Origin of the sequence: Streptomyces sp. NPDC102360 (assembly GCF_044766085.1) — a bacterium.
GTDB lineage: Bacteria > Actinomycetota > Actinomycetes > Streptomycetales > Streptomycetaceae > Streptomyces.
In genome coordinates this window covers 378599-403837 of sequence record NZ_JBIWLG010000005.1, presented here as the reverse complement: position 1 = coordinate 403837, position 25239 = coordinate 378599, and the positions used below count along the sequence as shown (strand labels likewise).

Genomic DNA, 25239 nt, shown 5'->3' with positions numbered 1-25239 from the left:
ATGACGCAGGACGAGCGCGGTGTCGGCGAGGACGCGGACACGGACGAGATGCCGTGGGCCGATGTCACGCCCGACGCGGCCCGGCGGCTGCTCGTCGCCGCGGTGCAGGCGTTCGCCGAGCGCGGCTACCACGCCACCACGACCCGCGACATCGCGAGCCGCGCCGGCATGAGCCCGGCCGCGCTCTACATCCACTACAAGACCAAGGAAGAGCTGCTCCTCAAGATCAGCCGGATCGGCCACGACAAGGCCCTGGCGATCCTGCGCCGGGCGGTCGAGAGCGAGGGCACGGCCGCCGAGCGCCTCGCGGAGGCCGTGCGGTCCTTCGTCCGCTGGCACGCGGGGCACCACATGACCGCGCGCGTCGTCCAGTACGAGCTGGACTCGCTGGGCGAGGAGAACCGGCCCGAGATCGTGGCGCTGCGCCGGCAGAGCGACGCCGCGGTGCGGGAGATCCTCAACGACGGTGTGCGGGCGGGCGAGTTCGACGTCCCCTACGTGCCCGGCACCACGGTCGCCGTGCTCTCGCTCTGCATCGACGTGGCCCGCTGGTTCAACGCCGAGGGCAAGCGGACACCCGACGAGGTCGGCGCGCTCTACGCCGACCTCGTGCTGCGCATGGTGACCGCGCCCTCGGCGCCGTAACGGGACGGGTGCTCAGGGGCGGTAGCAGGGACTCACAGGTAGTACCGCGACACCGACTCCGCGACGCACACCGGCTTGTCGCCGCCCTCGCGCTCCACGCTGAACGCCACGGTCACCTGTACGCCGCCGGCCACGTCCGCCACGTCCGTGACCTTCGCGGTGGCACGCAGCCGCGAGCCCACCGGGACGGGGGCCGGGAAACGGACCTTGTTCGTCCCGTAGTTGACGCCCATCTTCATGCCCTCGACCTTCATCAGCTGCGGGCCGAAGAGCGGCAGCAGGGAGAGGGTCAGGTAGCCGTGCGCGATGGTCGTCTTGAACGGGCCCTCCTTCGCGCGCTCCGGGTCGACGTGGATCCACTGGTGGTCGCCCGTGGCGTCGGCGAACTTGTCGATGCGGCTCTGCTCGATCTCGACCCAGTCGCTGTACCCGAGCTGCTCGCCGACGGCGCCCTTCAGGTCGTCGACGTCCTTGAAAACGCGCGGCTCAGCCATGTTCGGTGACCTCCCAGGTGACTTGTCTAAGCGCTTGCTCAGACCACTTCGCACTCTAACAACGAGAGCCGCGCCCGCACTAGGTTCGTCTACGCTCGGCCGGGTGCCACAGATTCCGGAGAAGATCCACGAGCTCACCGTCGGCCAGGTGTCGGCGCGCAGCGGCGCCGCCGTCTCCGCGCTGCACTTCTACGAGTCCAAGGGTCTGATCACCAGCCGCCGCACCTCCGGCAACCAGCGCCGCTACAGCCGGGACACGCTGCGCCGCGTCGCCTTCATCCGGGCCGCCCAGCGCGTCGGCATCCCGCTCGCCACGATCCGTGACGCCCTGGCCGAGCTCCCCGAGGAGCGCACCCCGAACCGGGACGACTGGGCGCGCCTCTCGGAGGTCTGGCGCTCCGAACTGGACGAGCGGATCAAGCAGTTGGGGCGGCTGCGTGATCACCTGACCGACTGCATCGGGTGCGGGTGCCTGTCCCTGGAGACGTGTGTGCTGTCCAACCCGGACGACGTCTTCGGCGAGCGCCTCACGGGCTCCCGTCTGATGGGGGAGCGGCGGGAGCGTCCGGCGGGGGCGTGAGCCTTGGACCGAGCGCCCGGAAGACCGCGCTGAGGACGATCGCCGCGATCGCCCCGGCCGCGACCCCGCTGCCGAACAGCGTGCGGGCCCACGTCGGCAGGCCGGCGTACATCTCCGGGGACACGATCGGCAGCATGCCGATCACGAGGGCGAGCGCGATGACGACGCTGTCGGTCCCGTGCGAGAGGTCCGTGCGGGAGAGCATGCCGAAGCCCATGACCGCGATCACCGCGTAGATGACGAGGCCCGCCGCGCCGACGACCGGCTCCGGGATCGCCGCCAGGACGCGGGTCAGCGGCGTGATCAGTCCGCACACGATCAGCAGCACACCGGCCGCCGCCGTCACGAACCTGCTGCGTACGCGGGTGAGTTGGACGATGCCGATGTTCTCGGCGCTGGTCACCATCAGCGACGTACCGAAGACGCCGGAGAACAGTGAGACGAGCGCGTCGGCGCGGGCGATGCGCGGCACGTCGCGGCCCGCGTCGGGGGTGCGGCCCACGGCCTCGCTGTTGAGGACCGTCTGCCCGGTGGCCTCGGCGAGCGAGGCGAGGGCGAAGACCAGGAGCGGGATGGCGGCCAGCAGATCGAAGTGCGGGGCGCCGTACGGGAAGGGGTCGGGCAGCGCGAAGGCGCCGCCGTGCGCCACCTCGATGTCGGTGCCCAGGAGCGCGGCGATCACCGTGCCGCAGACGAGGCCGAGCAGCACCGCCATCTGTCGCCACACGCCGCGCAGGACGAGGAAGAACACCGCGATCACGCCGAGCGTCGCGAAGCCGAGGCCGGGGCCCGAGGCGACCATCGGTGCGGTCACCTTGATCATGTTGATGCCGATGAGGACGACCGTCGTGCCCATCACCAGCGGCGGGAAGAGGCGTACGAGGCGGCCGTAGAAGGGGAGGACGCAGAGCAGGAAGGCGGCCGCGACCAGGACGGATCCCGAGGCCGTCGCCGGACCGTACTCCTGGGCGATCTGGAGGAAGATCGCCACCGCGGCGCCGCCCGGCAGCATCAGGAACGGCAGTCGGGCGCCCACCCGCAGCGCCGCCACCCCGAGCGACTGCAGCAGCGCGCCCACGCCGCACAGCACGAGCGTCGCGCTGAGCAGCGAGGCCGTCTGCGTCGTCGGCAGCTTCAGCGTCGTCGCGATGAGGATGACGGAGGAAACGGGCGCGGCCACGCCTGCCAGCACGTGCTGGCAGGCGAGGGGGACGAGGCGCTTCAGGGGCAGCCGCTCGTCGACCGGCGCCACGGATGGTGCGGCGGTCGCGGTCACCGGTTCAGCCACGGCAGCTCGGCCGCGGAGTAACGGTAGGCGCGGAACACGGCGTTGGGCTCGGACGGGAAGAGCTTGCGGACCTCTTCCTCGGAGTAGCCGCCGAAGAACGGGACGATGTACTCCCAGCACAGGTAGCCGTCGGCCGTGACCTCGAAGAGGCGGCCCGCGGGGGAGTCGGTGACCAGGGTGTTGCCGTTCGGGAGGCGCTGGGCGCTGCCCATGAACGGCGCGAAGAAGGACTCGCGCGCCGGGTCGTGGTACTCCCACGCGATCTTGCCGCTGGAGCGCTCGATCTCGATGACGCGGCTGAACGGCACGTCCCAGTGCGGCCGGAAGACGCCGTTGTCGAAGACGAGGAAGTTGCCGTTCTCCAGCTCGGTCGGGCAGTGCTGCTGCGAGACGACGCCCGGCTCGGAGCGCCAGATGATGTCCCCGGTCGCGCGCTCGATGACGACGACGGCCGACACGGAGCGGAAGCTCGCGAGGATGTTGCCGTCGGCGAGCGGCAGCACGCTGTTGATCAACGGGTAGTGCTCGCGGGCGTAGTCCGGGTGGAGCGGGAAGTCCTCGCGGCCGAGGCGCTCGGAGACCTTCCACTCCCAGGTCTTGTTCCCCTCCGCGTCGACCTCGACGATCGTGTCCGCCCAGATCGTGTCGCCGTCGGGGCCGCTCGCCTCGGACCCCGGTACGCCGCCGCGCACGGCCGCCGCCGCGTCCCCGGTCAGCGCTTCGAGCGCCGTGTAGAGGATCCGGCCGTCGCCGTAGTGGTGGGCGTCGTGGTGCTGGAGCGGGTCGCGGTGCTCGCGCAGCACCGTGCCGTCCGGGGCGATCTCCTGCATGAGGCCGCCGCGGTACTTGTGCCACATGGGGAAGAGGGCGGGCTCGTCGGGCAGTACGCCGTTGTAGGCGAGGTTCCCGTTCTCCAGGATCCGCGCGTGCCGGCCGGGGCGGTTCGGGAGGTTCCACTGGTGGACGACCTCACCGTGCAGGTCGATCAGGTACACCTCGCCGGTGCCGGTCAGCGGGGCGAAGAGGGTGTAGCCCCGGTACGCGGCGTCCTCGTCGAGGGCGAGGAGTCCGGTGCCGCGGCGGCGGCGCTGGTTCTGGTCGACACGAGCCATGGAGGCCCTCCATCCAGTGGTGACGTCGGTTCGGTGGTGACGTCAGTGGTTAACTTTTTTAAGTACTGGTTAAGGAGTTAACCACGACGGTAGGCTGCGGGGGAACAGGGGCCGAAGCGAAAGGGCGTTACAAGTTCATGAACGTGGGACCCGGAATCCGGCGCAGGCGCCGCGGCCTCGAACTGACGCTCGCCGAGGTGGCCCGCCGCGCCGGGGTCTCCGTCCCGTTCCTCAGCCAGGTCGAGAACGGGCGCTCGCGCCCCGGCATGGGCTCGCTGCAGCGCATCGCGGACGCCCTCGACACCACCGCCGTCGAGCTCCTCGCGTCCGCCGAGCCGCCCCGCCCGGTCGACGTGGTGCGCGCGGCGGAGAGGCCCGCGATGGCCGACGGCGCGCGCCCGCTCGTCCGGGGCGAACAGCGGCTGCACGCCCTGGAGTTCACCGGGGAGCACGACTGGGAGCGGGTCTTCCGGCACCCCGGCGACGAGGTCATGTACGTCGCCGACGGCTCGGCCGAGGTCGAGGCGGACGACACCCACTACGTCCTGGAGCGCGGCGACACGCTGTACTGCGCCGCCGGACTCCCGCACCGCTGGCGCCCGTTGGAGCCCGGCACCCGGGTCCTCATCGTGGGCATCGCCGCGCCGTAGGGCCTGTCGTTCGGATCGGGCCCCGGTCCGCAACACCCCTTGCCCGCGCCCGCACTTGGCGCGACCATGCGTCGCACCGAAGGCGACGGGGGAGGTCGAACGGCATGGCAGTGGCGATAAGTTCGCTCAAGTACGAATCCGCCCGCACGGGCGCGCAAACCCTGGTCTACGACGACGACGGCTACCACCTGGTGCGTTTCCCGTACGAGGACGCCGAGGAGTCGTACGACCCGTGGGACATGCACGACCCGGCGGGCGGCGGCGGCTCGTCGAGGTACCCGGACGCCCGCTCGGGGCTGATCTGGCCCAGCCACGACGGCTGGGGCACGCTGTCCGCGCTGGTCTTCTGGGGCGCGGACGCCCGCGCGACCGAGTACCGCGCCCGCTTCGTGCGCGACCCGCTGGGCACCGGCTACGACTCCACCGCCACCACCGACATCTCGCCCACGGGCGGCGGTCAGTACCGCTCGTACACCTGGCAGATGTTCGTGCACCCCGGCACCCCGGTCGGCTTCAAGGTCTCCGCCCGCTCGGGAGACACCCCGCTGAAGGTGCCGATCACGCTGGCCGAGTTCAAGCTGGCGATCCAGACGGACGTCCTCAGCCCCTGACGATCCGGCTGGAAGTGCTCGGGCCCTGACGGGTCCTGCGGGCCGCCGCCCCGGTTCGGGTCCGTCTTCCGGATTGGCCCGCTTCGGGCGCCCCACGCCTCGTAGAGTCGCCACCGTGACTGAGAACGAGGCTCCGGATTCGCACCTGCCCATGCTCGCGACGCCGCAGGCCGAGCGGCTCAGGGCGCTCGTGGCCGAGTGTGCGCGGGCGCGATACGGGGCCGAGCGGGACTTCGTCCTGGTCGGCGACGCGGTCGAGCGTGCCGGTCGCCTCTTCCCGCTGGCGAACCTGGCGCGGCGGTGCGCGGCGGCCCCCGAGGGCGACTGGCCCGCGCTCGTCGACGCGCACTTCGCGGCGCTGGCGGACGCCTCGCCGGGCGGCGAGAGCGCCGAGGAACTGCTCGCGGGGACATGTCTGCGGCTCGTACCGGCGGACGCCGTCGGCCCGGCGGCGCCCGTGCACGCGCGCGAGGTCGCCGAAGGGCTGCGCCTCGCGCTCGCGCTCGACGGGCCCGACTCCGTACGCCTGTTGACCGACGAGGACGTGGCGCGGGCCGGCGCCGACGAGCTGTGGGCCGCCGCGCGGCGAGCCCTGATCCGGGCGCCGATGCGGCACGAGGAGGTCAGGCTCGACGGGCACCCCGTCCTCTACTCCGTGTACGGCGACGCGCACTCCGTGGCGACCAGGGCCGTCGTGCTGCCGGAGGTCGTCGCGGAGGTCACCGGGCGGCGGATGCCCGACGCGGGCGCCCTCGTCGCCGTGCCCACCCGGCACCTGCTCGCCTTCCACCCGATCGTCGACGGCCGCGCGGCCGACGCCCTGGGCGACCTTGCCACGTACGCGGTCCGCGCCCACGACGAAGGGCCGGGACCCCTCTCGCCCCGCGTCTACTGGTGGCACGACGGGCGCCTCACCTCGCTCACCGACATCGACGACGCGGCCCGCACCATCGAACAGCGGCCGCCGCGCGAACTCGTCGACGTGATGAAGGCGCTGCGCGCGCTCGACCGGGCGGGCCGGCTCGACTCCGGCCGGCCGGGCGAGGCCCCGACCGACTCCTTCGCGGCCGCCCCCACCGACTCCTTCGCCGACGCACTCGCCGGCGCCCTCGCGCACGCGGAGAGCGACCCCGACGCCGCGCGCGTCGAGACGTGGGACGCCTGGGTCGCGGCGCAGCAGCGCGGCACCGCCCTGTTCGCGCACGGCAAGGACGGTGAACCCCCGGCGGACGACGGGGAGTTCGCGCCGGAGGACGACGCCGCCCGCGCCTGGCTCGACGCCTTCTACCTCACCCTCGTCACCCGCGACCGCGAGCGCACCACACGCCTGTGCCGGGTGCCGCTCGACACACTGCGCGGCGGCGCCCCGGTGGACGACTATGTGCCGCACTGGATCGACGTTCTGCAGAGCCACTGGCTGCGCCGTCCCGTCGACGACGTCGTGGACCGGCTCGTCACCACCATCACGGCCTCGCACCCCGACGTCGCGACCCTCGCGCCGAAGGACTTCCTCAACCTCGTCGACTACCAGCCCGTCGCGCTGTTCCACCGGCTGCTCACGCACGACCACGAGGCCTTCGGCGAGGCGCTCGCGGAAGCCCTTGTGCAGCACGCCGGTTACTGGGGCGAGTCGGGGGCGCCGCGCGCCCGCGTGGCACTCGGCCCGCTCGCGCTCGCGTGCCTCGCGTACGACATGGACTTCCCGGTCCGCACCGATCTGCCGTACCTGCCGCGGTACTTGCTCAACCGACAGCGCCTGGAGGTCGCGCCGGGCTAGGCCCTGTCGTGGGTGGCAGGCATGGATCAGGGGGTGCGCCGGTGTCGGGGCCGCACCCCCGTCGCGCTGTACGTCACCTGGTGGTGGCGGGCCGGCCTACGCGGAGACAAGCAGCCGCGCCAGCCTGGCCTCCGCCAGCGCCATGGGTGTGAGGACGGGCCGCGGTACGACGATGCCGCAGCGGGTGCACACGGGGCCCGACGAGGGTTCGTGCGCCAGATCGTGCTGCCAGACAAGGCGGCTGCCCGTGCACACCGGGCAGCGCGCGCCGGGGTCGCGCTCAAGTGCCGTGATGAGCCTGCGCAGCACTTCGGCCAGCGGCTCCGTGGGATGCACGGACGGGTCGTCGCACCAGGCGACGCCGAAGCCGCCCCAGGTCAGCCGGTGCCAGTCGTCCACGCTGCCCGGGCTTCGCAGCCCGTCGTGCTTCTCCTTGCGCCTGCGCTCCGCGAAGGCGACTTCGTACGCGAGCCAGACGGCCCGCGCCTCCTCCAGCTCCTCCAGCGCCGCGACCAGCCGGGCCGGGTCGGGGGAGCGGTCCTCGGGGTCGAACCCCGCCCGGGAACAGAGGTGGTCCCAGGTCGCTCGGTGCCCGTAAGGGGCAAATCTCTCAAGGCACTTGCGCAGTGAATAGCGCCGCAGTGCCAGATCGCTCAGCGGATCGCGCACCTGTCTCGCCAGACTTCGGAATCCGGCCATCGCCCTGCACCTCCGTCACACGTACGTCGGCGTTGCTGCAGACATGAATCGCCAACAAGCAGCGTCGCCGAGTAGACGTATCGACACGCGATTCGGATCCCCTCGAAGGGCAGTGGATCCCATCCGATTTCGGATGGGGCCCATCAGCGGCACCTTCTGAGGTTGGGGAGTACTTGAGTGCTGCCTGAGTGTTCCCTGTGTTGTTTCCGAAAACGTGACGCATGTTCATCTTCTGTCTTTGGCTAACCGTCGGTAACCTGCGGCGCCATGGGAAGCCTTATGGGAAGCCTTACGAAGAGAGTTACGGCCCTGGCGGCACTTGTGCTCACCGCCGGACTCCTCTCTCCAGTGTCGACCGCGAACGCCGCCGACGAACCCGCACAGGAGCCGGCCGCCGACTACTGCCAGGGCCAGTGCGCCGACATCCTGCCGCCCGGAGCGAACGGCAGCGCCACACTCGCCCAGATCCTCGGCAACAAATTGCTGGGTACCCAGCCTCCGCACGCCGACGATCAACTCGGTCCGTATGACGCGCTGTCGTCCGGGTATCCGTCTCTCACCGACGACACGCTCACGAACTTCTTCAACGATTCCTCCTTCGGCGTCAAGGACGACCAGGTCAGTTCCGTCACCCGCCCCCGCGAGGACGTCACGATCACCCGTGACAAGAAGAACGGCGTACCCCACATCAAAGGTTCCTCGCGCTACGGAACAGAATTCGGGGCCGGCTTCGCCGCAGGTCAGGACCGCCTCTGGCTGATCGACCTGTTCCGTCACATCGGCCGCGGCGAATTGACGTCGTTCGCGGGCGGCGCCCTCGCGAACCAGGGTCTCGAGCAGGAGTTCTGGCCGCAGGCCCCCTACACCGAAAAAGATCTCGAACAGCAGGTCGACTCCATCAAGAAGACCGGCGGAGACCGCGGCAAGCAGGCCATGGACGACGCCCAGGCCTATATCGACGGCCTCAACGCCTATCGGGAAAAGTCGAAGAAGGGCCGCTACTTCCCCGGCGAGTACGTGCTCACGGGCAAGGTCGACGCGATCACGAACGTGGGCGAGATCCAGCCGTTCAAGGTGACCGACATGATCGCGCTCGCCTCCGTCGTCGGCGGACTCTTCGGCAACGGCGGCGGCGGAGAGGTCGACGCGGCGCTCTCGCTGCTCAAGGCGCAGGACAAGTACGGCGTCCGGAAGGGCACCGAGGTCTGGGAGTCCTTCCGAGGCCGCGAGGACCCGGAAACCGTCACCACGATCCACGACGGCACCCGCTTCCCGTACGGCGAGAAGCCGGAGCACGCGCGCGGGCAGGCGCTCCCCGACAAGGGCTCGGTGGAGAAGGAGCCCCTCGTGTACGACAAGGAGGGCTCGGCGGCGACAGGGTCGACGACGGCGAAGACCGGGACATCAGCGGCGAAGAAGGACCCGGTCAAGGCGCCCTCCAAGCTCAAACCGCTCCAGGGTATGTACGACGACGGCGTCCTGCCCTCCGACCTGTTCACGCGGTCGGCGTCCAAGAAGGGCATGTCGAACGCCCTTCTCGTCTCCGGCAAGCACTCCGCCTCCGGCAACCCGGTCGCCGTGTTCGGCCCGCAGACCGGCTACTTCGCGCCGCAGCTGCTGATGATGCAGGAGCTCCAGGGGCCCGGCATCAGCGCGCGCGGCGTCTCCTTCGCCGGCGTCGGCATGTACGTCCAGCTCGGCCGCGGCCAGGACTACGCGTGGTCCGCGACCTCGGCGACCCAGGACATCACCGACGCGTACGCGGTCCCGCTGTGCGAGGCCGACGGCTCCGCGCCCACCCGGCAGTCGACCTCGTACATGTACCGGGGCAGCTGCACACCCATGGAGAAGATGGAGAAGAAGAACGCCTGGAAGCCGACGATCGCCGACTCCACGGCCGCCGGCTCCTACCGGATGCAGGTCCTCCGTACGAAGTACGGGATCGTCAGCCACCGCGCCACCGTCGACGGAAAACCCGTCGCCTACACGGCACTTCGCTCCACGTACCGCCACGAGGCCGACTCGATCCTCGGCTTCCAGATGCTGAACGACCCGACCTACGTCAAGGACGCCGCGTCGTTCCAGAAGGCGGCGCAGCACATCAACTACGCGTTCAACTGGTTCTACGCCGACTCGCGCGACATCGCGTACTACAACAGCGGCACCAACCCGGTGCGCGCCAAGGACGTCGACATGTCGCTGCCGGTGCGGGGCGAACGGGCCTATGAGTGGAAGGACTTCGACCCGGCGAACAACACGTCCGCCGAGACGCCCCCGTCCCAGCACCCGAACTCGGTCGACCAGGACTACTACGTCTCCTGGAACAACAAGCAGGCCAAGGGCTTCTCGTCACCCAACTTCAGCATGGGTGCGGTCCACCGGGCCGATCTGCTGAACGACCGGGTCAAGAAGCTCACCGAGCGGGGCGGCGTCACCCGGGCCTCGCTCACCCGGGCCATGGAGGAGGCCGCCGTCACGGATCTGCGTGGCGAGCAGGTGCTCCCCGAGATGCTCAAGGTGATCCGCAGCAAGCCGATCGGCGACCTCGACAATCCGCAACTGACCAAGGCCGTCCAGCAGTTGGAGGCCTGGGAGAAGGCGGGTGCCCAGCGCAACCAGACGTCCGCCGGGTCCAAGACGTACGCCCACCCCGACGCCGTACGGATCATGGACGCCTGGTGGCCGCTGATGGTCGAGGCCGAGTTCAAGCCAGGGCTCGGCGACGACCTCTACAAGTCCCTGACCTCGCAACTGGCCGTCGACGAGGCGCCGTCCGCCGGACACGGGCCGACCGGCTCGCACGCCGGATCGGCCTTCCAGTACGGCTGGTGGGGCTACGCCGACAAGGACCTGCGCTCCGTGCTCGGCGAGCCGGTGAAGGGGAAGCTCGGCGCCACGTACTGCGGCTCCGGCGACCTCTCCGCCTGCCGGGACGTCCTCCTCGCCACACTGGCCGAGGCCGCCGCCAAGCCCGCCACCGAGGACTACCCCGGCGACGACACCTGCAAGGCGGGTGAGCAGTGGTGCGCCGACAGCATCGGCCACCGCGCCGTCGGCGGCATCACGCACCGCAACATCCAGTGGCAGAACCGGCCCACGTACCAGCAGGTCGTGGAATTCCCGGCACACCGCTAGCAGCCCGCGCGGGGCGGGCCCCAGGGAGACCTACGTAGTGACCCGCCCCGCCCCGAGCACCACCCGCGCCAGCTCCGCGTGGCAGATGTCGCTGTGGGCCCCCGAAGGCGGGGGCCCCTCGCGCACCACCTGCGCCGCGTCCACGCTCACACAGCCCGCGCCCGGCACCCCGGCCCGCAGCACGTCCGCCAGCGTGAAGCGGACCGCGCCCTCGACCTCCTGGAAGCCGTCGTGCCCGAGCGCGCCCCACCGCTCGCCGAGGTCGACCAGCGTCCTGTCGTCGCCCGCGAGCCGCGACGCCAGCGGGTACATCACGCTCAGCGCGGTGTCGTACCGCGAGAAGCACGCCACCAGGGGGCCGTCCACCCGCGCCTGCCGCCCCTTCAGCGCACCCCTGCCGGCGAAAACGTAGTGCGAGAAGGCGCCCTGAAGGAGCGTCACGGACTTCACGTTGTGGGCGGGCTTCGGCAGCCCGGCGAGCGCGAAGGAGACGAGGCGCGCACCGAAGCTGTGCCCCACCAGGTGCACCCGCACCCCGGGAGCCTCCTCGGCGAGGCGGCCGAGCGCCGGTCCGAGCCCGGCCTGGCCGACCTTCCCCGCCCGCCGCTTCATCGCGAAGTACGTGGCCTGGCGGAGCAGTTCGTGCGCGCCCTTCCATGCCTTCGCGAGCCCGCCGGGCAGCTTGAAGGCCGCCGCGGCAGCCGGCCCCGCCGCCGTCTCCAGGGCCGCCGCGAACTCCAGGCACATGGCCCTGGTGTCCTCGTGGAGCATCGCGGGCGTGGCGTGCGGACCGCCGTCCTCCGAGGTGTCGGCGCCGGACGCCGAAGGCCCGACCCCGACCAACTGCCGTACGAGGCCGCCGAACTCGTCGAAGGCGGCGGACGCGTCCGGCTGCTCCTCCAGGCGCCGCGCCAGAAGGTCCACGACGGGCTCACTGCGCGGGAAGGCCTCCATGAGCCCCTGCCGGGTGCCCTTGTCGAGCGTGGTGCGCGGGACGGCGGCGGCCGCGGTCGAGGCGGCCGACCGGTCGAAGTCCGGGATGTGCTCGTCCGTGAAGCGCATCGAAGGCCAGTACACACCCACGTAGCCGAGGGAGGCTTCGGGCGCCAGGCCGGGGAACGGAGCGAAGAAGCGGTCGTACAGACGGGTCGCGATGGAGCGGTCGTTGTTCCAGCCGTGTGCGAAGACCACCAGATCGCGCACCTGGTGCGCATCGCGCAGGAGCGTGGCGAGTTGCCGCGGGTCCGGATCGCCGTCGGCGTCGAACCTCAGCTCCCAGTAGGGCCGTACGTGGACTTCAGGTGCTTGGCGTGGCTTGGGTGCGGACATGGCAAACCCCCGTGGTAGGCGTCGCGCAGCCTTCGTGCTGTGCCGCGCATCGTCCCGCCGTACCCGGGGGTTGGCCAGATGTTTCAGCCGTCAAACGGCATCAAATCGCATACGCATCAACCGAGTTGACGCTCCTTCGTCTCCGGAAGGGCCAGCACGCACAGCAGTGACACGACCGCCATGGCGCTGACGTACCAGCCCACCGACGAAGAGCCGAGCGCGCTCTGCAGCCGCGTCGCGATGAGCGGGGAGACGGCGCCGCCGAGGACACCGCCCAGGTTGTACGCGAAGGAGGCGCCGGAGTAGCGCACCTTCGCCCCGAACAGCTCCGGCAGATACGCGCCCATCGGCCCGTACACCACGCCCATGCAGAACAGGGCGCCGCCGAGCGCGAGGGCGATGAGCACCGGCTTCTCGGTGTCCATCAGCGGGAACAGGGCCAGGCCCCAGACAATGGCGAGGCTCGACCCGATGAGCACCATCTTGCGGCGGCCGCCCGCGTCGGAGCGCGTCGCCGCGAGCCAGGTGCCGGCCGCGAGGAACAGGCAGGCCACGAGCGACACGGCGAGCATCGTGGAGCGCGGGACACCGAGCGTCGTGGTGCCGTAGGCGAGGCAGTACGTCGTGGCCGTGTAGAAGAGCCCGTACGCGATGATCATGCCGCCGGCGCCGAGCACGATCTCCTTCGGGTGGCGCTTGAAGACCTCGAACGCCGGCGCCTTGCTGGCCTCCTGCTCCGCCATCACCTTGGCGAAGACGGGCGTCTCGCTGATCTTCAGGCGGACGAACAGGCCGACCGCCACGAGGAGGAACGACAGCAGGAACGGGATGCGCCAGCCCCACGACTTGAAGGCCTCGTCCGAGAGGGACTCGGAGAGCAGCCAGAAGATGCCGGTGGCGGCGAAGAAGCCCACGGACGGGCCGAGTTGCGGGAACGCCGCGAAGAGTCCGCGTTTGCCCTTCGGCGCGTGCTCCACGGCGAGCAGCGCGGCCCCGCCCCACTCGCCGCCGAGGCCCACGCCCTGAAGGAAGCGGAGCAGCACGAGAAGGATCGGCGCCCACAGGCCGAGCGTGCTGTACCCGGGCAGCAGGCCGACGAAGGCCGTCGACAGGCCCATCAGGAGCAGCGAGGCCACCAGCACCGACTTGCGGCCGATCCGGTCGCCGAAGTGACCGAAGATCAGCGAGCCGATCGGGCGGGCCGCGAACGCGACGGCGTACGTCGAGAACGAGGCGAGGGTGGCGTTGATCGGGGTGAGGTTCGGGAAGAACGCGGCGTTGAGGACGAGCGCGGCGGCCGTTCCGTAGACGTAGAAGTCGTAGAACTCGATGGCCGTGCCGATGAAGCTCGCCACAGCCACGCGGCGCAGGCTCTCCGAGCTTTCGGGTGCGTCGGGTTCGGAGGCCTGCGCCGGTTCCGCCTCGGCGAGGTCGTCCCTGGTTGAGTCGTCTTTGAGCACGAGCGAACTCTGGTTGTCCGTGTACTGTCCAGTCAATGTTCCGGGACGGGCGTCCCGGATCCCGAGACGCCCTCAGCGCCCTTCGTAGGCGCTCACTTGTACGTGAGGTACCTGCGCCGTACGGCCCGGAACGCGGTCAGCTCCTCCTGCCAGGCCCCGACGATCTCGTCCGTGGACGCGCCCGCGTCGACCATCGTGCGCACGCGCGTGGACCCGGTGAGCCGGTCGATCGCGTTGTCGGGCCGCCAGCCGAAGTCCTTCCAGGACTTCTTGGCCGTCACCAAGAGGCCGATGCCGGTGCGCACGGGTTCGAACGCCTCGCGGTCGTCGACGTGGATCTGGACGCCGCCGATCGTCTTGCCCTGGAACTTGGAGAACGTCGGCGCGAAGTACGCCTCCCTGAAGTGCACGCCGGGCAGGGCGAGTTCATTGGCCGCGGCCGCCCACTTCGCGTCGATGCCCTCGGCGCCGAGGAGTTCGAAGGGGCGGGTGGTGCCGCGTCCCTCGGAGAGCAGCGTGCCCTCGAACATGCAGGTGCCGGAGTAGACGAGGGCCGTGTCGGGCGTCGGCATGTTCGGGCTCGGCGGCACCCAGGGCAGGCCGGAGGCGTCGTAGAAGTCGCGCCGCTTCCAGCCGCTCATCAGCACCGTCTCCAGCTCGACGGGGTGCTCCAGGTACTCGGCGTTGAACAGCCGGGCCAGCTCGGTGACCGTCATGCCGTGCGCTTGCGCGATCTCGCGGCGGCCGACGAAGCTCGCGAACTTCCGGTCCAGGATGGGCCCGTAGGCGTTCCGTCCGGTGACCGGGTTCGGGCGGTCGAGCACCACGAACTTCTTCTCCGCGAGCTGGGCGGCCTCCATGCAGTCGTAGAGCGTCCAGATGTACGTGTAGAAGCGCGCGCCCACGTCCTGGATGTCGAAGACGATGGTGTCGACGCCGGACTCCGTGAAGATGTCGGCGAGCGCCTGGCCGCTCTTCAAGTACGTGTCGTAGACCGGCAGTTTGGTCGCCGGGTCCTCGGTCTTCCCCTCGGAGCCGCCCGCCTGTGCCGTGCCGCGGAAGCCGTGCTCGGGCCCGAACACGGCCCGCAGGTCGACCTGTTCGTCGGCGTGCATCACGTCGACGATGTGCCGGACGTCGCGGGTGACACCGGTCGGGTTGGTGACCATGCCGACCTTCTGGCCCGCGAGCAGCGCGTAGCCGCTCTCCACCAGGCGTTCGAAGCCGGTGCGAAGGCGGGGGCCGCCGATGCCGGGACCGACCGCGCCCGGACCGTCGATGCCGGGGGCGGCGCTCGCCGTCGCGCCGCTGACACCCAGGCCACCCGCGACGCCCGCACCCGCCGCGAGCAGCCCTCGTCTCGACACGTTCATGGAAGAACCTCCGTGATCTTGGGGACTGGCGTGGTCACGCACGCTAGTCCGGGAATCCGCCCCGCGGAACGAACCGACACCACGAAGCTCTTTCGCAGCGACATACCGACTGGTTAGTCTGCCCGGCAGGCCGGAGCTTTCGGGGAGCATTCGAAGGAGACCGATGGTGCACGATTCGCAGGGACAGACCGCTTCGATCTACGAGGCCAGGCCCTGGCTCGGCGTCCTCAACGACGCGCAGAAGGCCCCGGTCACCCCGGCCGCCACCGTCGTGCACGCCTTCGCCGACGCGGTGCGCCGCGCCCCGGACCGCCCGGCCCTCGCCTACTTCGACGGCCGCCTCTCGTACGCCGACGTGGACGCGCTCTCCGACTCCGTGGCCGGTCACCTCGCCGCCCGCGGCCTGGAGCGCGGCGAGCGTGTCGCGATCATGCTGCAGAACTCGCCGCACTTCGTGCTCGCGCTGCTCGGCGCGTTCAAGGCGGGCGCGGTCGTGGTCCCGGTGAACCCGATGTACAAGGCGGGGGAGGTGCGGCACGTCCTGCACGACGCCGAGGTGACCGGAATCGTCTGCTCGGACCGGGCCTGGGAGTCGTATCTGCGCGAGACGGCCGCCGACTCTCCCGTACGCATCGCGCTGACCGCCTGCGAGCTGGACCTCCAGACGCGGGGCGACGAGCGGGTGCTGAACTTCGAGCGGGTCGAACCGGCGGCGTCGGACGCCGACGATCTCGTCGCGGTCGCGCACGCGGGGCACAAGGCGCCGGACGGGCGCGAACTCACCGGCGAAGACATCGCGCTGATCAGCTACACGTCGGGCACCAGCGGCGCCCCCAAGGGCGCCACCAACCTGCACCGCAACATCACCTTCAACGCGGAGCGCCAGCGCACGGGCCTCGGACTCCCGGAAGGGGCCGTCTACTTCGCGCTCGCGCCGCTCTTCCACATCACCGGCATGGTCTGCGAGCTCGTCGCCTCCTTCGCGGGCGCGGGCACCCTCGCGCTCGCCTACCGCTTCGAGCCGGGCGTCGTCCTCGACGCGTTCGCCGAGCACCGGCCCGCCTACACGGTCGGCCCCTCGACCGCCTTCATGGCACTCGGCGCGCAGCCGCAGGCGACGCGCGAGCACTTCGCGTCGTTCCACTCGATCTCCTCGGGCGGCGCGCCCGTGCCGCCCGCCCTGGTGGAGAAGTTCCGCGCCGACTTCGGCCCGTACATCCACAACGGCTACGGGCTCACCGAGTGCACGGCGCCCTGCGCGTCCGTGCCGCCGGGCGTCGAGGCGCCGGTCGACCCCGCATCGGGAACCCTCGCGGTGGGCGTGCCGGGGCCCGACTCGGTGGTCCGCATCGTCGACGACCTCGGCCACGACGTGCCCTTCGGGGAGCACGGCGAGATCGCGGTGCGCGGCCCGCAGGTCGTGCCCGGGTACTGGCGCCGCCCGGAAGCGACCCAAGAGGGCTTCCCCGACGGCGAGTTGCGCACCGGCGACATCGGCTTCATGGACGAGGACGGCTGGCTGTACGTCGTCGACCGCAAGAAGGACATGATCAACGCCTCCGGGTTCAAGGTGTGGCCCCGCGAGGTCGAGGACGTCCTCTACGGCCACCCCGCCGTGCGCGAGGCGGCCGTCGTCGGCATCCCGGACGCGTACCGGGGCGAGAGCGTGAAGGCGTACGTGAGCCTGCGCCCGGGAGCGGAGGCGAGCCCCGAGGACCTGTCCGCGTACTGCAAGGAACGCCTCGCCGCCTACAAATACCCGCGCGAGGTGGAAGTCCTCGGCGACCTTCCGAAGACCGCAAGTGGGAAGATCCTCCGGCGGGAACTGCGTTCCCCGTCAGTACAAGGCTGAGAACTACGGAAAGGCAGGTGGCGGCAGTGCCCAGGACGACCGACGGCGACGGCACGCCCGTCCCGCAAAGGCTCCTCGCGGCCGCCACCCGGCTGTTCGCCGACCGCGGCTACGACCGCACGTCGGTGCAGGAGATCGTGGAGGCGGCGGGCGTCACGAAGGGCGCCCTCTACCACTACTTCGGCTCGAAGGACGATCTGCTGCACGAGGTGTACGCGCGCGTGCTGCGCCTCCAGCAGGAGCGGCTCGACGCCTTCGCCGACCGGGACGAGCCGGTCGAGAAGCGGCTGCGCGGAGCGGCTGCCGACGTGGTGGTGACCACCATCGACAACCTCGACGACGCGTCGATCTTCTTCCGCTCGATGCACCATCTGAGCCCGGAGAAGAACAAGCAGGTACGGGCCGAGCGGCGGCGCTACCACGAGCGGTTCCGCGCGCTGATCGAGGAGGGCCAGAAGTCCGGCGTCTTCACCACCGAGACGCCGGCCGACCTGGTGGTCGACTACCACTTCGGCTCGATCCACCACCTGTCCACGTGGTACCGCCCCGACGGTTCGCTGACCCCGCAGCAACTGGCCGACCAGCTGGCCGACCTGCTGCTGCGGGCGCTGCGGCCGTAACTTCGGCGGACCCGGTCCCACGCCACGGGGCTCTGCCCCGGACCCCGCCGGCTCTCGTACGAAAGGCGGGCTTGATGTGGCTCAGCCCTGCTTGAGCGTGCCGAGCCCGTGCTCGATGAAGACCGGCACCAGCTCGCCGATCCGGTCGAAGCCCGCGCCGACGGTCTGGCCGAGCGTGTACCGGTAGTGGATGCCCTCGAGGATCACGGCCAGCTTGAACCAGGCGAACGCGGTGTACCAGGCGATCGCCGACACATCGCGCCCCGACCGCTCGGCATAGCGCTGGATCAGCTCGGCGGGGGAGGGGTGGCCTGCGGCCTCGGCGGTCGTGGAGATCGGCGATCCCGACATGTCCAGCTTGGCGCTGTACATCGCCAGCAGGCCCACGTCCGTCAGCGGGTCGCCGAGCGTCGACATCTCCCAGTCGAGGATCGCCTTGATCCGGTCGACCCCATCGGCGTCCTGCCGTACGAGCACGTTGTCGAGCCGGTAGTCGCCGTGCACGATCGTCGGCGCGGGCGAGGCCGGCAGGTCACGGCCGAGCGCCGCCTGCAACTCGTCGATCCCCGGGAGGTCACGGTTACGGGACGCGTCGAGCTGCTTGCCCCAGCGGCGCAGCTGCCGGTCGAGGAAGCCCTCGGGCCGCCCGAAGTCGCCGAGCCCGACCGCGGCCGGGTCCACCGCGTGCAGATCGACCAGCGTGTCCACGAGGCCGAGCACCGCGGCGCGGGTGCGCTCGGGCCCGAGCGGCGCGAGTTCCTGCTCGGTGCGGTACGGGGTGCCGTCCACGAACTCCATGACGTAGAACGGCGCCCCGACGACGTCCTCGTCCTCGCACAGCAGCACCGGCTCCGGCACCGGCACGTTCGTGGGGTGCAGCCCCGCGATCACCCGGTGCTCGCGCTTCATGTCGTGCGCGGTCGCGAGCACGTGCCCGAGCGGCGGCCTGCGCACCACCCACTTCGAGGCGCCGTCGCTCACCGCGTACGTCAGGTTGGAACGCCCACCCTCGATGAGCCGCCCGGTCAGCGGCCCGGTGACCAGGCCGGGGCGCTCCCGGTCGAGATGGGCGCGCAGCTGGTCGAGGTCGAGGCCAGGGGGATGGCTCATTGCGGTCCTCCGAGAATCCGGGCGGTGTTCGGGCGGTATCCGGGCAACAGTGGCTGCCATCATGCCGACCAGTCGGTATGGCGTCCAGGGACTCTCACAAACGTGATCGTTCTTACGGTGCACGGTGCCCCGCCACGCGGGCAGAGGGAAGGGCCCGGCGCGAAGTGCCGGGCCCTTCCGGTGGCGCGCGGGATCAGTGGTCGTCCCAGTGCTCCCCGTGCGGCACCTCCTGGTGGCCGCAGGGCGGGCCGTGTGTGTGCTCGTGGGTGGGGTGTTCCTGGTGGAGGGTGGTCATGGCACTCACCTTCGGTGACGGGCGACCTGGGCTGACCCTGCCAGGCTAGTCCGGAATGCCCCTTATTTGGGGTTATGGGAGCCTCCGGCCATGAAGGCGATCAGCTACCGCTCTTACGGCGGCCCCGAAGTCCTCGAATACGGCGAGGTCCGCGACCCCAAGGTGGGGCCCGACTCGGTCCTGGTGAAGGTGCGGGCCGCCGCCGTGAACCCCGTGGACCGGCACTGCCGCGCCGGGCACCTGGACGCGCTGCTCGACCCCGTCTTCCCGGTGATCCCGGGCTGGGACGTGTCCGGCGTGGTGGTGCAGCCCGGCGTCGCCGTCACCGAGTTCGCACCGGGCGACGAGGTCATCGGCTACGTACGCGAGGACTTCCTGTCCCGCGGCACCTTCGCCGAGTACGTGGCCGCGCCGGTGCGCACCCTCGCCCACAAGCCCCGCAACCTCACGTTCGAGGAGGCGGCCGGCCTGCCGCTCGCCGGGCTCACCGCGTTCCAGGTGCTGACCCGCGGCCTGGAGGTGCGGGAGGGCGACGTGGTCCTGGTGCACGCGGCCGCCGGCGGCGTCGGCTCGATCGCCGTGCAACTGGCCCGGCACTTCGGCGCGCGCGTCATCGGCACCGCGAGCGAGCGCAACCACGACTACGTACGGGAACTCGGCGGGGAGCCGGTCACCTACGGGGACGGGCTCGCCGAACGGGTCCGGGCCCTGGCGCCCGAGGGCGTCGACGGGGCGTTCGACACGGTGGGCGGCGAGACGCTGCGGGTCTCCGCCGAACTCCTTGCACCCGGCGGCCGGCTCGCCTCCATCGCCGACGGCGACGTGGTCGCGCTCGGCGGCCGCTACTGCTGGGTCCGCCCCGACGCCGCCGACCTCGCCCGCCTCGCGGCGCTCGCCGAGGCCGACGTGGTGACGGTGCACGTCGACGAGACGCTCCCGCTGGAGGAGGCCGCGCGCGCACACGAGTTGATCGAGACGGGCCACACGCGCGGGAAAGTGGTGGTCACGGTCGACTGGGGCGAGTGACCCCGCGCGCTCACATAGCGAATACCGCTAAGCGATGAGCACCGCCGCGCACACCGTGATCGCCACCGTGCACAGCGCGGCGGCCGTCGCCTGCCGCCGCGTCATCACTGGCGGCGCGGCCTCGTTCCGGGCGAGTCCGGTGATCCGCTGGTGGGCGACCGCCACGAAGCCCAGCCACAGCAGCAGGCACAGCGCCGTGGCCGCGAACCGCCCGGGACCGACGCCGCTGTTCAGCGTCGCCTTCACCGCGAGCACCGCGGCGACCGTGCCCGACAGCGTCGTACGCCGCCACGCGAGCCGCGTCCGGGCGGGCTGAAGTCCGGGGTCGCGCACGGGCGGGCCCGCCTCGCTCACCCCTCCCACCCCACGAACACGATGACGACCATGGCCACCGAGACGAGTGCCACCACGACGCCGAGCACCGCGGGGAACTTCGACACCGGCAGGTCCTCGCCGCGCCGCATCGCCAGCTCGCAGCGCACCCAGTGCCCCACGGCCCGCAGCGAGCACAGTGCGCCCGCGGCGAGCAGCGCGAGCGCGAGCCCGACGCGCCAGCCCCAGCGCAGGTCCGGCAGGAACTGGTCCACGGCGAAACCGCCACCGATCAGTGCGAGCGCGGTGCGCACCCACGCCAGGAAGGTGCGCTCGTTGGCGAGCGAGAAGCGGTAGTCGGGGGTGTCACCCTCTTCTCTGATCCGCTCCGGCGCGAACCAGAGACGGATACTGCGTACGAATTCGATCACTCGCGGCACATTACCCGTGCGTTTTACCTGTGCGTTTTCCACCGCTCGTACGCCGCGAGCCCGTCGGGCGTCCAGTCCCACTCGCCGATCCGCCGCTCAAGGTCGGCGGGGCTCAGGAAGGCGTGCCAGTCGATCTCCTCGACCTGCGGGCGTACCGGCAGAGCGAAGGTGACCTCGTAGACGTACGACCACCAGGACTGCCCGGCATCGCCCTCGTACAGGAACGTGAACAGCGGCGTGGGCTGCGGGAGTCCGCTCACTCCCAGCTCCTCCTCGGCCTCGCGCAGCGCCGCCTCGTCGTACGTCTCACCGGCGCCGACCACCCCGCCGACGAACATGTCGTAGTGGGAGGGGAAGACGAGCTTGGTGGGGGTGCGGCGGTGCACGAAGATGTCGCCCGCCGGGTTCCTGGCGAGGATGAAGGCGCACCGGTGCCGCAGGTGCTTCGCGTAGGCCTCGCCGCGCGGCGCCTGCCCGACCACCCGGTCCTGCTCGTCGACGATGTCGAGAATTTCCTCGGCGGGATTCACTTCAGGGGGGTTCGCTTCGGCGGGGTTCATGAACGGCAGGCTAAGGGGGACGGCTAGAGGGGTGCCTCCACCCGGTCCCGTCCGCACGCGGCGGCGCCCGGCATCGCGGGGTGCAGCCCGAGCAGGACGACGCCGGCCACGATCCCGGCAAGGCCCACCGCCTCCCACGCGAGGGCCCCCGTGTCCATCCGCAGCCGGTCGCCCAGGAAGCCCACGCCGCACGCGATCCCGGCCAGCGGCTGCGCCGCGGTCAGCGCGGGCAGCGACATCCGCAGCGGCGCCGTCTCGAACGCGCTCTGCACCAGGACGAGCCCCGTGACCCCCAGCGCCAGCACCGCGTACGGCTGCCAGCCGGTGAACAGCTCCGGCCAGCCGCCCGCGGAGAACCGCTGACCGCTCACCCGCGTCAACGCGTCCTGCACCCCGTACAGCAGGCCCGCCGCCACCGCGAGCAGCGCCGGGCCCGCGGTCAGCCGGGAGCGCTTGGCGAGGGCCGCGAGGAGCAGCGCCCCGCCGACCATCACGCCGATGATCAGCCAGTGCCGCAGCGGATCGGTGACCGCGCTGCCGCCCCGCGGCTGCCCGGCGACGATGAACGCCGTGACGCCGCCCGCGAGCAGCAGCAGTCCCGCCCAGCCCTGCCGGCCGAGCGGCGATCTCGTCTGACGGCGGGAGAGCAGCAGGGCGAAGAGGAGGTTCGTGGCGAGCAGCGGCTCGACGAGGGTCACCTCGCCCTGGCCGAGGGCCAGCGCGCCGAGCACCATCCCGCACACCATCAGGCCGATCCCGCCGAGCCAGCGCGGCACGCGCATCAGGTCGAGCAGCAGCCGGGGCGAGAGGAAGTCGCTGAGCGGGGCCCGCACCGCCGCGTTCTGCTGGAGGACGAAACCGATGCCCAGACAGAACGCCGCGCTCACGGAGAGGAGGAGGACGACAACCGACACGCTGTCGACGATAGCGGCCGGCGCGGCCACTCGCGCGCGAGCGAGCGGCGCCTGCCGCTTCCTCGCCGAACTCACCTGCGTTTTCGACCAGTTGGTGAAGTGCGTCACCGGCCGACCTTGACGCGGACACCTGCATACCGGTTTGCTGTGCTTGATCATCGAATTGCCGTCCACTCACCCACATCTGAACAGTCGTAAGGACCCCTTCCCCAAGTTCTCGGCTGCGCTCGAACAGGGGAGACCCCATTGGTGCCCCCACCCCCGCCTCCGCTCGGGCGCTCCCGCAAGAAGCCCGCGCACACCCCTCCCTTCGGCGACCCCGCACTCGACGACACCGAGCTCGTCGCGGCCCGCTCCGCCCTCGCCCGCGGCCGCTGGACCGAGGTCCGCTCCCTGCTCCGCGCCACCGGCAGCGACTGGGACCTGCGCGGCCACCGCGTCCTCGGCCTCGCGGGCGAACCCACGGCCAAGGTCTGGGCCCGCGACTGGCTGCTCGCCGAACCCGACTCCACGGACGCGGTCGTGCTGCTCGCCTGCGCGAGTGCGCTGCGCGCCGTCGAGGGCCGCGGCCGCCCGGAGAAGGCGCGCGCGGCGTGCGCGCAGGCGGCGGAGCTCGTGCCCAACGACCCGACGCCGCTGCTCGGGCTGATGCTCCTGGAGCGGGAGTTGGGGAGCGAGGAGGACGTCGTGCGGCTCTTCGACGAGGTACGCCTGCGGCACCCCGGGCATCACCACGCGCACCACCTGATGGTCGCGCGGCTCGCCGAGCGGCGCGCCGACGTCGGGCAGGACCCGCTGCACGAGGTGTACGACTTCGCGTCCTGGGCCGGCGAACAGGTCACGCCGGACTCGCCGTTGGCGCTGCTCCCCGTCGTCGCGCACGCCGAGCGCTACCGGGTGCTCGCACGGGTGGGTGTGCTCTCCGACGACCCGAAGACGTCCGGGCACTGGTCGGGGCGGCGCGCCCGGCTCGTCCTGAAGGCCGCGTTCGACTGGTGGCTGGAGTGGGGAGCCGCGCGTGAGCGGTCCGGCACCTCGCACCCGCGCGGCCGCATCGACCTCAACTACCTCGCGCACGCGAAGTACTGCGAGGGCCGCCCCGCCGAGGCGGCCGCCCTGTTCCACCGGATCGGCCGGCACAGCACACCGCACCCCTGGTCGTATCCGGACCGGGACCCGTACGAAGCGTTCCGGGTCGCGCGCGGCGCCGCGCTCGGCTCGGTGTAGAGAGTCACCGACGAAGCCCTCACCTCACCTCACCTCACTTCACTCCACCTCACCTCACCGCACGAAGGAAGGGACGCCCCCCAATGAGCGCGAGCGAGCGACCGCCCGAGGCCACGGCGGATCCGGCCATTCACACGTATCTGGGCGAGACGAGCGCGCTGCGCGCCGGGCGGCTCGGTACGGCGGGGCTGTTGCTCTCCGTGCTCGCCGCGACCGGGCCGCTGCTCGTCGTCGCGGGTGTCATGCCCACGACGTTCGCGGTGATGGGGGTGGTCGGCATGCCGCTCCTCTTCCTCCTCCTCGGCGTCGTGCTGGCCCTCTTCAGCGTCGGCTACGCGGAGTTGAGCCGGCACGTGCACAACGCCGGCGCGTTCTACGCGTACATCGCCCGCGGCCTCGGCCCGACGGCCGGCGCCGCGGCCGCCCTCGTCGCGCTCGTCGCCTACAGCTCGCTGCAGGTCGGCATCTTCGGCCTGTTCGGCTACGAGGTCGCGGGCCTCGCCGAGCAGTACCTGAACCTCGAACTGGCCTGGTGGATACCGGCGGTGGTGGCGGTCCTCGCGGTCGGCGCACTCGGCCTGCTGAAGATCGACGTCAACGCGAAGGTGCTGGGCGTCCTGCTGCTCATCGAGGTCGCCGTCGTGGTCGTCTTCGACATCGCGGCCATCGGCGACCCCGGCCCCCAGGGCCTCTCCCTGCACGCCTTCAACCCGGAGACCCTCTCGGGCGTCGGCCTCGGCACCGCGCTCTGCTTCTGCATCGCCGCGTTCACCGGCTTCGAGCAGGCACCGGTGTACGCGGAGGAGACCAGCAGGCCGCACGTCCTGGTGCCGCGCGTGATGTTCCTCGCGGTCGGCGGCGTCGCCCTCTTCTTCGCGTTCAGCTCGTGGGCGATGACGGTGGCGACGGGCCCCTCGGGCATCGTCGGCGCCGCACAGAAGCAGTCGGCGGGCCTCCTCTTCGGACTGACGGAGGACCGACTCGGCGGCGCCTTCACGGACATCGTCCATGTCCTCTTCGTCACCGGCATGTTCGCGGCGCTGCTCAGCTTCCACAACGTGGTGGCGCGGTACGCGTTCGCGATGGGGCGCGAGGGGCTGCTGCCCGCCGCGTTCGGGCGGACGAACACGGCGACCGGCGCGCCCGGCAAGGGCTCGGTGCTGCAGTCGGTGATCTCGCTGATCGCCGTCGTCGGCTTCGCGGTCGCCGACGACGGGCCGTTCGGCGACCCGACGGCGCCGGTCCTGCACCTGTTCACCTGGGGCGGCAACGTGGGCGCGCTCGGCGTCATCCTCCTCATGGCCACGGCGTCCCTCGCCGTCATCGTGTTCTTCGCGCGCCGCGGGGCGGCGGCGGCGCAGGCCTGGCGGCTCGTGGCGTCCGGCGTGGCGGGCCTCGCCCTCCTCGTGATCGCCGTCTACACGGTCAAGGACTTCGACGTCCTGGTCGGCTCGGGCCCGGACTCCCCGCTCAACTGGATCCTCCCCGGCATCATCGCCCTGGCCGCGGTGGCCGGCGGCGCGTACGGGCTGTTCCTCCGCCGCAAGGCCCCTCAAACCCACGCGCGAATCGGCCTGGGCAACGAGGCCTTCCAGCTGGACCAGCTTTCAAGCCCCGCCGGCGATTGAGGCGATCCAGCCTCGCCGGCGTTTGAGGCGCGGGGTCCGGGGCGGAGCCCCAAATCAAGCCCCGCCGTTCGAACGAGAGCCAGCGGGGTCCGGGGCAGCGCCCCGCGACCG

General features: G+C 71.2%; 23 protein-coding genes. 11 read left to right on the top strand and 12 right to left on the bottom strand.

Annotated features, from left to right (window positions below):
• Entirely contained in the window at positions 1-645 is a 645-nt protein-coding gene (locus ACIRHA_RS22745) for a TetR/AcrR family transcriptional regulator (RefSeq protein ID WP_403848588.1), read from the top strand.
• A 32-nt stretch (positions 646-677) separates the two neighbouring features.
• Here the strand turns inward: ACIRHA_RS22745 and ACIRHA_RS22740 are convergent, their stop codons facing one another.
• A complete protein-coding gene (locus ACIRHA_RS22740) occupies positions 678-1139 on the bottom strand; it encodes a MaoC family dehydratase (RefSeq protein WP_403848586.1) in 462 nt (153 codons plus the stop codon).
• A 103-nt stretch (positions 1140-1242) separates the two neighbouring features.
• Here ACIRHA_RS22740 and soxR point away from each other — a divergent pair, with 103 nt between their 5' ends.
• A complete protein-coding gene (gene soxR, locus ACIRHA_RS22735) occupies positions 1243-1719 on the top strand; it encodes a redox-sensitive transcriptional activator SoxR (protein WP_403848583.1) in 477 nt (158 codons plus the stop codon).
• Here soxR and ACIRHA_RS22730 read toward each other — a convergent pair.
• Together ACIRHA_RS22730 and ACIRHA_RS22725 are read right to left on the bottom strand one after the other, a co-directional pair.
• Positions 1667-3007, bottom strand: coding sequence for a uracil-xanthine permease family protein (locus ACIRHA_RS22730; protein ID WP_403848580.1), 1341 nt, complete (start codon positions 3005-3007; stop codon positions 1667-1669). The genes soxR and ACIRHA_RS22730 overlap by 53 nt on opposite strands.
• Positions 2992-4119, bottom strand: a complete 1128-nt coding sequence (locus ACIRHA_RS22725) for an aryl-sulfate sulfotransferase (RefSeq protein WP_403848577.1) — start codon at positions 4117-4119, stop codon at positions 2992-2994. The genes ACIRHA_RS22730 and ACIRHA_RS22725 overlap by 16 nt, the downstream gene beginning before the upstream one ends.
• 137 nt (positions 4120-4256) lie before the next feature.
• Here ACIRHA_RS22725 and ACIRHA_RS22720 point away from each other — a divergent pair, with 137 nt between their 5' ends.
• The 3 genes from ACIRHA_RS22720 to ACIRHA_RS22710 all read left to right on the top strand — a co-directional run bounded on the left by ACIRHA_RS22720 (position 4257) and on the right by ACIRHA_RS22710 (position 7157).
• Entirely contained in the window at positions 4257-4769 is a 513-nt protein-coding gene (locus tag ACIRHA_RS22720; RefSeq protein ID WP_403848574.1) for a helix-turn-helix domain-containing protein, read from the top strand.
• 104 nt (positions 4770-4873) lie between these two features.
• Positions 4874-5380: a hypothetical protein gene (locus ACIRHA_RS22715; RefSeq protein WP_403848571.1), complete on the top strand. Its 507-nt coding sequence runs from the start codon at positions 4874-4876 to the stop codon at positions 5378-5380.
• Between the two features lie 115 nt (positions 5381-5495).
• The gene (locus ACIRHA_RS22710; RefSeq protein WP_403848568.1) at positions 5496-7157 is read left to right on the top strand and encodes an immunity 49 family protein; all 1662 of its coding nucleotides are present in this window, start codon (positions 5496-5498) and stop codon (positions 7155-7157) included.
• Between the two features lie 96 nt (positions 7158-7253).
• Here the strand turns inward: ACIRHA_RS22710 and ACIRHA_RS22705 are convergent, their stop codons facing one another.
• A complete protein-coding gene (locus ACIRHA_RS22705; protein WP_403848565.1) occupies positions 7254-7856 on the bottom strand; it encodes a hypothetical protein in 603 nt (200 codons plus the stop codon).
• A 267-nt stretch (positions 7857-8123) separates the two neighbouring features.
• Between ACIRHA_RS22705 and ACIRHA_RS22700 the strand changes: the two genes are divergently transcribed.
• A complete protein-coding gene (locus ACIRHA_RS22700; RefSeq protein ID WP_403848562.1) occupies positions 8124-10991 on the top strand; it encodes a penicillin acylase family protein in 2868 nt (955 codons plus the stop codon).
• A 30-nt stretch (positions 10992-11021) separates the two neighbouring features.
• On the opposite strand, the gene ACIRHA_RS22695 is transcribed toward ACIRHA_RS22700, so the two are convergent.
• The 3 genes from ACIRHA_RS22695 to ACIRHA_RS22685 all read right to left on the bottom strand — a co-directional run bounded on the left by ACIRHA_RS22695 (position 11022) and on the right by ACIRHA_RS22685 (position 15153).
• The gene (locus tag ACIRHA_RS22695; protein ID WP_403848559.1) at positions 11022-12320 is read right to left on the bottom strand and encodes a serine-threonine protein kinase; all 1299 of its coding nucleotides are present in this window, start codon (positions 12318-12320) and stop codon (positions 11022-11024) included.
• Between the two features lie 116 nt (positions 12321-12436).
• The gene (locus ACIRHA_RS22690; protein ID WP_403848928.1) at positions 12437-13690 is read right to left on the bottom strand and encodes an MFS transporter; all 1254 of its coding nucleotides are present in this window, start codon (positions 13688-13690) and stop codon (positions 12437-12439) included.
• Between the two features lie 182 nt (positions 13691-13872).
• Positions 13873-15153 carry an exo-beta-N-acetylmuramidase NamZ domain-containing protein gene (locus tag ACIRHA_RS22685; RefSeq protein WP_403848555.1) on the bottom strand — a complete coding sequence of 427 codons (1281 nt, stop codon included), beginning with the start codon at positions 15151-15153 and terminating at the stop codon, positions 13873-13875.
• A gap of 163 nt (positions 15154-15316) precedes the next feature.
• On the opposite strand from ACIRHA_RS22685, the gene ACIRHA_RS22680 reads away from it, so the two are divergent.
• Both ACIRHA_RS22680 and ACIRHA_RS22675 read left to right on the top strand, forming a co-directional pair.
• Positions 15317-17005 carry a class I adenylate-forming enzyme family protein gene (locus tag ACIRHA_RS22680; protein ID WP_403848552.1) on the top strand — a complete coding sequence of 563 codons (1689 nt, stop codon included), beginning with the start codon at positions 15317-15319 and terminating at the stop codon, positions 17003-17005.
• Positions 17006-17031: 26 nt separating this feature from the next.
• Positions 17032-17625: a TetR/AcrR family transcriptional regulator gene (locus tag ACIRHA_RS22675; RefSeq protein WP_403848549.1), complete on the top strand. Its 594-nt coding sequence runs from the start codon at positions 17032-17034 to the stop codon at positions 17623-17625.
• An 81-nt stretch (positions 17626-17706) separates the two neighbouring features.
• Here the strand turns inward: ACIRHA_RS22675 and ACIRHA_RS22670 are convergent, their stop codons facing one another.
• Entirely contained in the window at positions 17707-18735 is a 1029-nt protein-coding gene (locus ACIRHA_RS22670; protein WP_403848546.1) for a phosphotransferase family protein, read from the bottom strand.
• 385 nt (positions 18736-19120) lie between these two features.
• Here ACIRHA_RS22670 and ACIRHA_RS22665 point away from each other — a divergent pair, with 385 nt between their 5' ends.
• Complete coding sequence (locus tag ACIRHA_RS22665; protein ID WP_403848543.1) at positions 19121-20056, top strand: NADP-dependent oxidoreductase; 936 nt, start codon at positions 19121-19123, stop codon at positions 20054-20056.
• Positions 20057-20083: 27 nt separating this feature from the next.
• Here ACIRHA_RS22665 and ACIRHA_RS22660 read toward each other — a convergent pair whose 3' ends face one another.
• Genes ACIRHA_RS22660 through ACIRHA_RS22645 form a run of 4 tightly spaced genes read right to left on the bottom strand, consistent with a single transcriptional unit; the run spans position 20084 to position 22273 of the window.
• Entirely contained in the window at positions 20084-20410 is a 327-nt protein-coding gene (locus ACIRHA_RS22660; protein WP_403848540.1) for a DUF202 domain-containing protein, read from the bottom strand.
• Positions 20407-20799: a YidH family protein gene (locus ACIRHA_RS22655; RefSeq protein WP_403848537.1), complete on the bottom strand. Its 393-nt coding sequence runs from the start codon at positions 20797-20799 to the stop codon at positions 20407-20409. Before ACIRHA_RS22655 ends, ACIRHA_RS22660 begins: the two co-directional genes overlap by 4 nt.
• A 23-nt stretch (positions 20800-20822) precedes the next feature.
• Entirely contained in the window at positions 20823-21359 is a 537-nt protein-coding gene (locus ACIRHA_RS22650; protein ID WP_403848534.1) for an NUDIX hydrolase, read from the bottom strand.
• A gap of 23 nt (positions 21360-21382) precedes the next feature.
• Positions 21383-22273 carry a DMT family transporter gene (locus ACIRHA_RS22645; protein WP_403848531.1) on the bottom strand — a complete coding sequence of 297 codons (891 nt, stop codon included), beginning with the start codon at positions 22271-22273 and terminating at the stop codon, positions 21383-21385.
• Between the two features lie 249 nt (positions 22274-22522).
• Here ACIRHA_RS22645 and ACIRHA_RS22640 point away from each other — a divergent pair, with 249 nt between their 5' ends.
• Both ACIRHA_RS22640 and ACIRHA_RS22635 read left to right on the top strand, forming a co-directional pair.
• Complete coding sequence (locus tag ACIRHA_RS22640) at positions 22523-23500, top strand: hypothetical protein (RefSeq protein ID WP_403848528.1); 978 nt, start codon at positions 22523-22525, stop codon at positions 23498-23500.
• 83 nt (positions 23501-23583) lie between these two features.
• Positions 23584-25128: an APC family permease gene (locus ACIRHA_RS22635; RefSeq protein ID WP_403848525.1), complete on the top strand. Its 1545-nt coding sequence runs from the start codon at positions 23584-23586 to the stop codon at positions 25126-25128.
• The last annotated feature ends 111 nt before the right edge of the window (positions 25129-25239 follow it).